Origin of the sequence: Microcystis sp. M44BS1 (assembly GCF_020244875.1) — a bacterium.
GTDB classification, from domain to species: domain Bacteria; phylum Cyanobacteriota; class Cyanobacteriia; order Cyanobacteriales; family Microcystaceae; genus Microcystis; species Microcystis panniformis.
Map to the genome: position 1 here is coordinate 1 of NZ_JADBVM010000166.1, position 10,019 is coordinate 10,019.

9 protein-coding genes and 1 pseudogene are annotated in these 10,019 nt (G+C 42.8%); 6 read left to right on the forward strand and 4 right to left on the reverse strand.

Annotated features, from left to right (window positions below; all coding sequences use genetic code 11):
• A pseudogene (locus tag IM515_RS13425) lies at positions 1-417 on the reverse strand (hypothetical protein); the annotation flags it as partial.
• A gap of 39 nt (positions 418-456) precedes the next feature.
• A complete protein-coding gene (locus tag IM515_RS13430; RefSeq protein WP_287627790.1) occupies positions 457-1,827 on the reverse strand; it encodes an ArnT family glycosyltransferase in 1,371 nt (456 codons plus the stop codon).
• 502 nt (positions 1,828-2,329) lie between these two features.
• On the opposite strand from IM515_RS13430, the gene IM515_RS13435 reads away from it, so the two are divergent.
• From IM515_RS13435 to IM515_RS13445, 3 genes are all read left to right on the forward strand, one after another.
• Positions 2,330-3,820 carry a glycosyltransferase family protein gene (locus tag IM515_RS13435; protein ID WP_190723049.1) on the forward strand — a complete coding sequence of 497 codons (1,491 nt, stop codon included), beginning with the start codon at positions 2,330-2,332 and terminating at the stop codon, positions 3,818-3,820.
• 864 nt (positions 3,821-4,684) lie between these two features.
• Complete coding sequence (locus tag IM515_RS13440; protein ID WP_287627791.1) at positions 4,685-5,659, forward strand: methyltransferase domain-containing protein; 975 nt, start codon at positions 4,685-4,687, stop codon at positions 5,657-5,659.
• A gap of 34 nt (positions 5,660-5,693) precedes the next feature.
• A complete protein-coding gene (locus tag IM515_RS13445) occupies positions 5,694-6,764 on the forward strand; it encodes a formylglycine-generating enzyme family protein (RefSeq protein ID WP_287627792.1) in 1,071 nt (356 codons plus the stop codon).
• Here IM515_RS13445 and IM515_RS13450 read toward each other — a convergent pair.
• Positions 6,761-6,889 carry a hypothetical protein gene (locus IM515_RS13450; RefSeq protein WP_256377222.1) on the reverse strand — a complete coding sequence of 43 codons (129 nt, stop codon included), beginning with the start codon at positions 6,887-6,889 and terminating at the stop codon, positions 6,761-6,763. The two genes, IM515_RS13445 and IM515_RS13450, sit on opposite strands and share 4 nt — an antisense overlap.
• 7 nt (positions 6,890-6,896) lie before the next feature.
• On the opposite strand from IM515_RS13450, the gene IM515_RS13455 reads away from it, so the two are divergent.
• From IM515_RS13455 to IM515_RS13465, 3 genes are all read left to right on the forward strand, one after another.
• Complete coding sequence (locus IM515_RS13455; RefSeq protein WP_287627793.1) at positions 6,897-8,174, forward strand: glycosyltransferase; 1,278 nt, start codon at positions 6,897-6,899, stop codon at positions 8,172-8,174.
• Between the two features lie 143 nt (positions 8,175-8,317).
• Complete coding sequence (locus IM515_RS13460) at positions 8,318-8,467, forward strand: hypothetical protein (protein WP_002764692.1); 150 nt, start codon at positions 8,318-8,320, stop codon at positions 8,465-8,467.
• On the forward strand, positions 8,464-9,429 hold the full coding sequence (locus IM515_RS13465; protein ID WP_061433100.1) for a glycosyltransferase family 2 protein: 966 nt from the start codon (positions 8,464-8,466) through the stop codon (positions 9,427-9,429). Before IM515_RS13460 ends, IM515_RS13465 begins: the two co-directional genes overlap by 4 nt.
• Before the next feature lie 44 nt (positions 9,430-9,473).
• Here the strand turns inward: IM515_RS13465 and IM515_RS13470 are convergent, their stop codons facing one another.
• On the reverse strand, positions 9,474-9,839 hold the full coding sequence (locus tag IM515_RS13470; RefSeq protein ID WP_287627795.1) for a DUF1815 family protein: 366 nt from the start codon (positions 9,837-9,839) through the stop codon (positions 9,474-9,476).
• Positions 9,840-10,019 lie beyond the last annotated feature (180 nt).

A 10,019-nucleotide genomic window follows, 5' to 3' on the forward strand; every position in this document is an offset into this window, starting at 1 on the left:
CGAGATATAGGCTGCCCCAAAAATACTGGTAATCGCTGCCGCTATGCTTAGAGTTATCTTGTATCTTTCGGAAACTTTATCTAGGGAATGATAGGTAATTAGGTGAACTAACCATTGATTTAACCCGTGAAATCCTCCCATGAAAAAACCCACGACAATCGGAGGCAGTTTCAGATAATAAATAGCGACAAAGAAGGGAACATCAATCAGGGGATTAAAAAAAGTTTGTATCTGTGCGGGTAGGACATCATACTTAAATCTTCCTGTCAATAACATATAGGGATTATAAAAATGATAATTGCGTAAATCCCAACTAACATCTTGACCTAAAATAACCGAGATAATTCCCAAAGCAACAAAGTAGATAATTGCCCAAAATAAGGGATGAGAAAGGGGAAAACGTTTCAGGGTTGTCATAATTAAAAGTTCAAGATTTATTTGTTTAGTTTTACTAGCTTAACTTGGCAATTTATAGTTAAGGATAAGATTAAGATTACCCAGTAACAATCCCAAAAAGACAATCAGCATGATTATCTTGACAAAATTAGTTAAAATTTTCGATTTTTTCTCGGTTAAATCATTAAAGAAAAATCCCCCTAAAATAATTGCCGTTCCGATAATAAAGTAATATCTACCGTAAGGGGAACTCAAAACCCAATCCTTAATATTTAAATTCACCGACCAAACGACAAGAAAAATAAAGATAGTGGCAGCACTGATAAAATCAGAGTTTTTACGAAAATCGTCTAAGAATATACCAAGCACTAGCAAGAGAAATCCATAGTAAGGAATTACATACCAAGCATAGTAATGGCTTTGAGCGCCAGAAAAAATAAGAAGAATTGTATAGATTAATATAGGAAAAATAATTAATCGTATCTTAGATATTTTCAAAGGAAATCTGGCAACTAACAGTAGAGTGATCCAACTAAAAATTAACCAACCATCCTCAAAAAAAACTGTAGGTAAAACTAGATTTTTTAACATAGCAAAATCCGTAAAGCGATTTTTATGTTCTTGGAGAGTAGTTAAAAACCAACTAAAATCATAAAACCAACCGTAAAGGTAATACAAACCTAAGGATAAAACTGCCGTCAGAGAAGCGATTAAGCTATCTCGCCAATTTTTTTGGAATAATAGTAAAGCGACTAGAGAACCTAGAATATATAATCCTGTCACCTTAACTAAAGGTGCTAAACCACCTAGAACTATAGCCAAGTATAGATACTTTTTTTGAGACTTTTCACCGTACTGAAGGAATAAAATTGCTACCGCTAAACTTAGACATAATAATAAATTTTCACTAACTGCTAAACGAGATAAAAAAACCGTATTGGGGTTAGTGGCAAAAATTAAAGAAGTTATAATCGCCACACCGGTATTAGTCAAACGTAAAGCTAATAAATAAAGCAAGAAAATAGAGAGACTGCCAAAAACTAAAGAAGGAATTCTAATTACTGTTAAACTACAGTCAAAAAATTCCTTTGCTCCCGATAAAATAGCCGTCATACCCACAATTAATCCAAACAAGGGAGGATGATCAAACCAAGGGGTAACAAAACGATAACGAACAGCAGTTTTTTCCCAAACTGTCACCAAAAAATCATCCGTGGGACTGAGGAAAGACCAACTGGTAGGAACTCCCTCTTGAATCAAACTCATGCCACTCCAAGCAAAAGCAAATTCATCTTGAGTCCAGTTATAGGGAGGCAAGGAATCGTACTGATAATATCTTAAGATAAATCCCAAGACCGTAATTAATACACCCAGAAATAGACGGTAATCAAACTTTTCAAAATTCTTAAATAGAAAATCTCGTTGCAGCATTATTCTGAAATTAGCTCGCTATTTATTTTTTGGGGTGAACCCGTGCTATTGTATCACGGTTTGACGGTTAAATTTTTTGGCAAACCCAGAGCGATTAAATACCTGATTATCGAGATGACTTAACCTTGATAATTTCTCCTTCGTAAATTCTCAGGGGTATCAAAGGGCAAACTCATCTTTAATAGCCAACTCTAGGCAAGGGACTCATTTCTAGGAGAAAAGTTCCCCAGTTTCTCCCTACTAAACTATAACTTAAGAGATTGACATTACCATCAGCAATATGCTAAAAAACATTAGCTTAAGTAGGGAGGCACAATTATTTGTAGGATAGGTTAGCGGTAGCGTAACATAATCGGGCGTTGGGTTTCATGCTTCAACCCAACCTACGTTCATCTTATATTTAATTCCACCCACCTACTTAATAGCCTAGTAACAACAATTACCCCGTTAAAAATCCCTATATTTTCCCCTAAAGCAAAAATCTTTATCCTTAGTTGCCAACATGATTCGTCAGTTAAATTATTCTAGAGTTTGGTTGTTATTAATCCTTATTTTTGCCCTTTTCCTCCGTCTAAATGCCGCTTTCTCTTATCCTAATATTCTCTGGCCGGATGAAATTTTTCAGACTTTAGAACAGGGTCATCGACTAGCTTTTGGTAATGGGATGATACCTTGGGATTTTCGGGACGGGATTCGTTCTTGGTTATTTCCAGGCATTCTTGGCGGGATTATGAAGTTAACTGCTGGTTTTTCCGAGGGCTCCAGTGGCTATCTGGCCAGCGTCAAGATTTTCCTCAGTTTACTATCTTTAATCCCCGTTTGGATCGGATTCTTGATCGCCTACGAAAGTATCGGTTTGGCTGGTGCTATCCTAACCGGCGGTATTTGTGCGATTTGGTTTGAATTTATCTATTTTGCCCCGAAAGCCTTCACCGAAGTTATTGCTGCTTATTCCCTGCTAGTCGGCGTTTATTTAGGATGTTACGGCAAAAATCCCCCCTCTCGTCAGCGACTGTATTGGACGGGGTTTTTCTACGGATTGACCACCTATCTTCGATTTCATTTACTGCCTGCCATCGCCATCGCCCTCATTTATCAAATTAGACAAAAAAACTTTCCACAATTACTGCCCCTTGCCCTCGGTTTTCTCGGTCCGGTTTTGCTGGGTGGCGCTTTAGACACTTTCACTTTGTCCACCCCCTTCCAATCGATTTGGAAACTGATCTGGATTAATATTTTTGAAGGAAAATTTAATAGTTTTGGCGTATCCCCCTGGCAGCAATATTTTACTTGGTTAGCCCTCAATTGGTCTTGGTGGCTGTTTCCGATCCTCTTCTTCTCTGCAATCGCTGCTCGTCGTCACTGGATTCTCGCCCTTCTGGCCCTAGTTATTATCCTCTCTCACAGCTTTTTAGGTCACAAAGAATATCGCTATATGTTCCCTGCCCTACCATTAATTATTATTCTCGCCAGTTTGGGAACCGCCACTCTCGTCTCGCGTTTATCGTTAATGCGAGGTTCCCTCGCCAGCAAAACTATCATTATTTTTAGTAGTTTACTTCTTTGGGCTTTTCTATCCTGGTTATTGGCGGGGCGTTTTAATACCGACCAGACTTTTAATTTCGGACCGCCTTGGCAAAAACCGGGCTATACTCACTGGCAAACCCACGGCGGACAATTACAGGCCTATCAGTATTTAAGTAGCGAGAAAAAACTCTGCGGTTTAGGAGTAAAAGGATTGGCGTGGCAATATACGGGGGGATACGCCTACTTACACCAAGATGTACCGATTTATTTCCTCAAAGATAACCAAAATTTCGAGGAACTACAACCTTATTTTAATTATCTATTATTTAACCAAGACCGGGCCGCCGTCGGAGATTATCAACGGGAGAAATGCTTTAACGGAACTTGCGTTTACAGGCGATCTAATTCTTGTCAAGTTAACCCGAATTATCATATCAATCAGTATCTCAAAGAAGCTGGTGAGTAGGATCATATATCTTTAGGCAAACTTGCAGAATTTGTAAGGATTCAGGTGCCTCAAATGCAGTCACAGAGCGGCTTCTAAAATCTCAGAACTCGCTAAACTAACAGTTTCATTCTCAATAAGCACGAAAATTAAGGCTTTCAGCGTTTCTTAATGAGAATGAGGATTTGTCCATAATTCGCCTAAATGCTTACACAGCATGGGTTTGACTGCTTTTTGTCTGACCTGAATCCTTACCAGAATTTGTCAAAAATAAGTCTAAAAAGCAGAAAAAAAGTTAATTATCTAAGCGGGATAACTTCGATCATGAAAAAAGTTAAAATCTTGCCAATTTACCTAAGTTTTCTGATTTTAATCTACATACTTTTTGTGATCATCGTCAACCTCTCCTCTTTCCCCAGATTGCACGGAGATGAGGCTTGGTTTGGACTGAATGCCAGCAAAATCATCCACCACTGTTTTGATTGAATACTGTCCCAATTGTCGAGATTTTCCCAAATATTGGAAAATTATCTAAGGAAGTTACCCAGAATCTATAATTATTCAAAATCAATTATCTGCAAAAATTCTCAGCCTATATATTAACGAAAGCCAATAATAAGCTGACTTTAACCATCAAAAATTTTGGTAAATATCTTGACAAATGATCCCAATCGAGGGTATTATTAGAGTGGTTTTGGTAAAAATATCCAACAGCCAGACACCTTCTAGACTAACTTAAGTAGGGAGGCACAATTATTTGTAGGATGGGTTAGCGGTAGCGTAACCCATGCGGGCGTTGGGTTTCATGCTTCACCCCAACCTACGTTCATCTTATATTTAATTCCACCCACCCACTTAGTAAAATTAATTCCTTCCTATTGATAGATGAAAATCAAGAAATATCTTAAGTTCTGGAAATATCCTCGCTTAGTTGATGAACGAGAGACTTTAATTGAAGAACGAGATTCTCTCAAAGATCATCTGAAGAGTTTGAATCAAGAAAAACAAGAAATGATTCGGGAAAAAAACGCTCTTTATGAAAGATTAGGTCAGTTATCTTTAACCATTCCCGAACTGCAAGAAATTAGTCCCAAACTTCTCGATATTAGCGTCATCAAAAATAAGGCCCGCCAGTTTCGAGTCCAATTAGATGCCGAAAAAGAAAAACTCGCCCCCGACAATTTTGGCTGGTATCCTTACAACACTTTAACCTGCTTCGAGATTCTCGAATTACTATTAACAGGTAAAAACCGTTTTCTACTGGAATTAATCTCGGAAAAACCGATTGTTGATATTGGTTGTGCCGATGGGGATCTGGCGTTTTTTCTGGAATCTTTGGGATGCAAAGTGCAGGTAGTGGACTACGCTCCTACTAACTTTAATCTTATGCAAGGAGTTAAACTGCTCAAAACCGCTCTTTCTTCCTCTGTGGAGATTCATGATGTTAACTTAGATTCCCAGTTTCTCCTTCCCGAAAAAAGCTATAGTTTAGTCATCTTCTTAGGAATTTTATACCATCTCAAAAATCCCTACTATGCCCTCGAAACCCTAGCGAAATCTGCCAATTATTGCCTGATTAGCACCCGCGTCACTAAGTTTAATGCGGTGAGTAATGCCGCTAATCGAGTCGATCTTTCCCCGATTCCTCTAGCCTATTTACTCGATGAACTAGAAGCAAATAATGATTCTACTAACTATTGGATCTTTTCTAATGCCGGGTTACGCCGAATTTTACAGCGAACTGGCTGGGAAATTTGCGATTATATAACAGTAGGTAATACCGAAAACTCCGATCCCGCCAGTCGTGACGGCGATGAAAGAGCCTATTGTTTAGTAAAAAGTCGTTTCTATCAAGATTAGAAATGCCTAAATATCAGACCAGTCTCCTAAAAATATGAACTATCGCCCTAATCCCCTCTTAAACCGACGTAGCTTGCTGAAATTAGCAGCCCTAGCCGGAGGAAGTGCCGGACTAGCTACCCTTCTCTCCTCTCGACTCAGTTACTCTGCCAACTCAAATAAGCCCAATTCCGAGAACATAGGCGCAATAGACGAGTTTTTGCGACAAGTTCGCCCAGTAGATTCGCAAAATCTCCAGTTGACAGAATACAGCTTTGAAACAGTCACAGTCGATCGTCAAGGGCAAATTATCGATCGCCGTCAGGGTAGCGCTCGCTCCTGGCGCGAACTCCTAGGTAACGGCAGCGAACTAGAAATGGTGGCCATTCCGGGGGGCAGTTTTCTACGAGGCTCAAAAAATGAAGAAAAAGGCGACCATACTGGCAGTGAAAAACCAGAAAATTCCGTGACGACGGCCGCCTTTTTTCTGAGCAAATACCCGATCACCCAAGCACAGTGGCGAGCGATCGCCCAACTTCCGAAAATTAATCTCGAACTCAATCCGGCGCCCTCCTTTTTCCAAGGGGATAACTTGCCTGTTGAAAGAGTCTCCTGGTACGAGGCGATCGAATTTTGTCAAAGACTCTCCCGCTCCACCGGCAAAGATTACCGACTAGCGAGTGAATCACGCTGGGAATACGCCTGTCGCGCCGGTACAACCACCCCCTTTTACTGCGGGGAAACCCTCACCAGCGAGCGCGCCAATTACTTTGCCGTCTATGATCCCTACGCGGAAGAACCCAGCAGCGCCTATCTGGCCAAGACTACCCCGGTGGGTAGTTTCGCCCCCAATAATTTCGGTCTCTACGATATGCACGGCAACGTGGGCGAATGGTGCGCCGATAGCTGGCACCGGAATTACGAGGGAACCCCGCCCCTGGATGGTAGTGCTTGGTTAGACAGCGACACTCGCTTGCAGCCCCGTTATCGTTCCGCCCGTTTAGTGCGAGGGGGCAGTTGGGGCGATGAAGCAAGACACCTACGCAGTGCCAATCGCACCTTTTGCCTTCCCGATCAACACCACAGCGTCTTGGGTTTACGAGTCATGGCCGATAGTACCGGTTAATCAATGCTTGTGTCCGCCCAAGAGACGACAAAGGTATGGTTGAATAGGTTAGGTTGCCAAAAGTATTCAGAATCTTCTGCCGTTGTCAGTGCGTCTGTAGCTAAATCGCCAGTGAGTGAGGTCAAATTTTTCATGAAGGTACAGCAGTCTCATCTTTTCTTAACTCCCCCCACAGGAGATCTACAGGTACCTTTATCTCCTCCTCCCATCGACGACGGCAACCTAGAAGAAGAAAAAAATTATCCTCTCAGCCTATCTCTAGTCATTCCCACCTACAATGAACGGCAAAATATCGTTCAATTAGTCAACATTCTCAGTCAAATACTTGACCAGGCCCTTGCCAACGATTACGAACTGATCGTTGTCGATGATAATAGTCCCGATCGCACTTGGGAAGTCGCCGCATCTTTAATCCCTGAATATCCCCACCTGCGAGTGCTGCGCCGGGAAGGAGAAAAAGGCCTATCCTCGGCAGTGGTGAGGGGGTGGCAGGTGGCACGGGGCAACATCCTTGGGGTTATCGATGCCGATTTACAGCATCCCCCGGAAGTGTTACTAAAATTATTCGAGCAAACCAGAGCCGGAGCCGATCTCGCCGTGGCTAGTCGCCATGTGGAAGGGGGTGGAGTCAGCGAATGGAGTCTGACTCGACGCTTCCTCTCCCGGGGGGCGCAGCTGTTGGGATTAGTCATTCTGCCGGCGGTGGTGGGACGGGTATCGGATCCGATGAGTGGCTATTTCATGGTTAATCGACAAGCGATCGCAGGGCCGATCTTAAACCCGATGGGCTATAAAATTCTCCTCGAAGTTATCGGTCGCGGCAATATTGACCAGATCGCCGAAGTAGGTTACGTTTTCCAAGAGCGTCAAGACGGCGAAAGCAAAGTCACCTGGAAACAATACATCGAATATATCCTGCACCTGCTGAAATTGCGTTCCCGCGGTCGTTTCGGTGGTCTGAAAAGACGTTGGCAATTCCCTCTCGCTCGCTTTCTTCGCTTTAGTTTAGTCGGGTTTAGTGGCGTATTCGTCGATATGGCTATATTTTATCTCCTCAGCGATCCCACTACCCTCGCTTGGGGAGTAACTCGCAGTAAGATTATCGCCGCCGAGGTGGCCATTATTAATAATTTTCTCTGGAACGATCGCTGGACTTTTGGCGATTTGTCCACCGGCCAAAATCAGTGGCAGCAGCGTTGCAAACGTTTTCTGAAATTTAATCTTATTTGTTTGGCCGGTTTGATCCTCAACGTGCTGCTCTTAAACTTTTTCTTCAATGTCTTACATATTAATCGCTATCTTGCTAACTTAATAGCGATCGCTATAGTTACCGTTTGGAACTTCTGGATGAATTTAAAACTCAGTTGGCGCGTGACGGAGGTTAAACCCGAAAAGTCCGGCAAGCAATAGGAAAGCCTGGGAAAACTTGCCCTCTAGTCCTGCAAACCCTTTTTAACTCTCGTTCAACCGCTGACAGCCTTAATTTTTGGGACTTAAAAGCGGTCCAAGGTCAACAGGAAACCGATTACTGGGGATTAAGTCTCAAAGAGGGGATGGAATGGCTTGATCACAATGCCGATGACTTTGCTTGGGCAAAGGCCGCCGATCCCGATTATTATGCTTTCCCCCATTGTCCGACAATTCACGCCGTCCAACGCCATGACACCCCCCTAACCATCATTAAACGTTGTCCTCAGCCATGATCGAAATGACTGCTATTCCGCCGATTTCCTTGCAAAACTACCGTATCGCTGCGATTATTCCCTGTCACAACGAAGAACTAACGATCGCAAAAGTGGTCTCCCAATTTCAGACTTTTCTGCCAGAAGCGGCAATTTATGTTTATAACAACCGCTCTAGCGATGATACCGTGACGGAGGCACTCAAAGCGGGTGCGATCGTGCGTCAGGAAATCCAACCGGGAAAAGGCAATGTTGTCCGGCGGATGTTTGCCGATATCGAGGCCGATATCTATATTCTCATCGATGGTGATGATACCTACGAAATTGCGGCAGTACGACGCTTAATTGAACGAATGCTGCGGGAACAATTGGATATGGTTGTCGGTGCGCGTCGGGAAGCGGCAAAATCCTCCCAGGCTTATCGTCCCGGTCATCGCGCCGGTAATCTATTTTTAACGGGATTGGTGAAATTTCTGTTTGGAGCGCGTTTAATCGATATGCTCTCCGGTTATCGCGTCTTTTCTCGTCGTTTCGTCAAATCTTTTCCCGCTTTGTCCAATGGTTTCGAGATTGAAACCGAGTTAACTATCCACGCTTTAGAATTAAAAATTCCCTTCGCTGAAGAACCAACCCTCTACGGGGAACGTCCTGAAGGTTCCCAAAGTAAGTTAAAAACCTTTCAAGATGGCTGGCGAGTATTGGGAACCGCTATCCTACTTTTTAAAGAAATTCGTCCTTTTCTCTTTTTTAGCCTTGTCTCGCTAATTTTGGCGGTTATTTCCCTCCTCTTAGCGATCCCCGTCCTGTTTGAATACCTCGAAACCGGCTTAGTACCACGTTTTCCCACCGCTATTTTATCGGCCTCGATCATGCTTTTAGCCTTTTTAAGTTTGACCTGTGGCATGATCCTCGATTCCGTCTCCCGGGGACGAAAAGAGATGAAACGAATGGCCTATCTAGCTAACAGTTGGCTGAAAGGTTAGGGAAAAAAGTTCCCTAAACATACAAGTCTAGGTTACATCTGGGGTTAAACCGTCTGGAAACGTTGCAGCACGGAGGAGGGTTTTTTGTCAACAAATTCCGCCGGCGAAATTTGATATTTAATCAGATTGGCTAATTCCTGTAATTGGCTGATGGCTTCGGCACCTTCAAGTTTCATTAACTCTCGATCATCGCGCATTTCTGTCCAGGTGATGCCGTAATCGGACACGAGAAACCGAATTAGATGGGTTTCCCCCAATCCCACCATAAAAGATGCGCTATTCAGTTGACCGCCACAGGTGTAGCAGGATGCTAAATAACCTTGATTTTCTAGTGCGGTCGCTAAGGCCTGTAAATCCATGACTAAGTCTTTGACCAGTTGGCGATGCTGTTCTGCAAGTCGTTTAAACACAATATTCCTCCTGATAACACTCCCCAATTATAAAACCTTAGGTGGTGATTCGGTAGTAGTGATGGCGGCTTAATCCTTTGCTTTGCTGTGCGTTGTAGTCATGGATAAAATACCAAACAGCCCCAACGTGATTCTCCATTTTTTTAGAGAAAGATAGACTCTCTCTCACCAGCCGAGAAA

Coding starts and splice junctions, on each gene's coding strand:
- IM515_RS13455 (WP_287627793.1), top strand. CDS start 6,897: ATGAAGGTACAGCAGTCTCATCTTTTCTTAACTCCCCCCACAGGAGAT.
- IM515_RS13445 (WP_287627792.1), top strand. CDS start 5,694: ATGAACTATCGCCCTAATCCCCTCTTAAACCGACGTAGCTTGCTGAAA.
- IM515_RS13460 (WP_002764692.1), top strand. CDS start 8,318: ATGGAATGGCTTGATCACAATGCCGATGACTTTGCTTGGGCAAAGGCC.
- IM515_RS13435 (WP_190723049.1), top strand. CDS start 2,330: ATGATTCGTCAGTTAAATTATTCTAGAGTTTGGTTGTTATTAATCCTT.
- IM515_RS13430 (WP_287627790.1), bottom strand. CDS start 1,827: ATGCTGCAACGAGATTTTCTATTTAAGAATTTTGAAAAGTTTGATTAC.
- IM515_RS13465 (WP_061433100.1), top strand. CDS start 8,464: ATGATCGAAATGACTGCTATTCCGCCGATTTCCTTGCAAAACTACCGT.
- IM515_RS13440 (WP_287627791.1), top strand. CDS start 4,685: ATGAAAATCAAGAAATATCTTAAGTTCTGGAAATATCCTCGCTTAGTT.